The 811-nt window shown below is 51.2% G+C and carries 1 rRNA gene; it reads left to right on the forward strand.

From position 1 onward, the window contains the following. Window positions 1-811 (forward strand): 23S ribosomal RNA (locus tag GHN92_RS23605); the annotation flags it as partial.

Genomic DNA, 811 nt, shown 5'->3' on the forward strand with positions numbered 1-811 from the left:
CAGTGAAATCGAGTAGGACGGAGCACGAGAAACTTTGTCTGAATATGGGGGGACCATCCTCCAAGGCTAAATACTACTGACTGACCGATAGTGAACTAGTACCGTGAGGGAAAGGCGAAAAGAACCCCGGAGAGGGGAGTGAAATAGATCCTGAAACCGTATGCGTACAAGCAGTGGGAGCCCACTTTGTTGGGTGACTGCGTACCTTTTGTATAATGGGTCAGCGACTTATTTTCAGTGGCAAGCTTAACCGAATAGGGGAGGCGTAGCGAAAGCGAGTCTTAATAGGGCGTCTAGTCGCTGGGAATAGACCCGAAACCGGGCGATCTATCCATGGGCAGGTTGAAGGTTGGGTAACACTAACTGGAGGACCGAACCGACTACCGTTGAAAAGTTAGCGGATGACCTGTGGATCGGAGTGAAAGGCTAATCAAGCTCGGAGATAGCTGGTTCTCCTCGAAAGCTATTTAGGTAGCGCCTCATGTATCACTGTAGGGGGTAGAGCACTGTTTCGGCTAGGGGGTCATCCCGACTTACCAAACCGATGCAAACTCCGAATACCTACAAGTGCCGAGCATGGGAGACACACGGCGGGTGCTAACGTCCGTCGTGAAAAGGGAAACAACCCAGACCGTCAGCTAAGGTCCCAAAGTTATGGTTAAGTGGGAAACGATGTGGGAAGGCTTAGACAGCTAGGAGGTTGGCTTAGAAGCAGCCACCCTTTAAAGAAAGCGTAATAGCTCACTAGTCGAGTCGGCCTGCGCGGAAGATTTAACGGGGCTCAAACCATACACCGAAGCTACGGGTATCA

This window comes from Pseudomonas sp. FSL R10-2964, assembly GCF_009600035.1.
Taxonomy (GTDB): domain Bacteria; phylum Pseudomonadota; class Gammaproteobacteria; order Pseudomonadales; family Pseudomonadaceae; genus Aquipseudomonas; species Aquipseudomonas bubulae.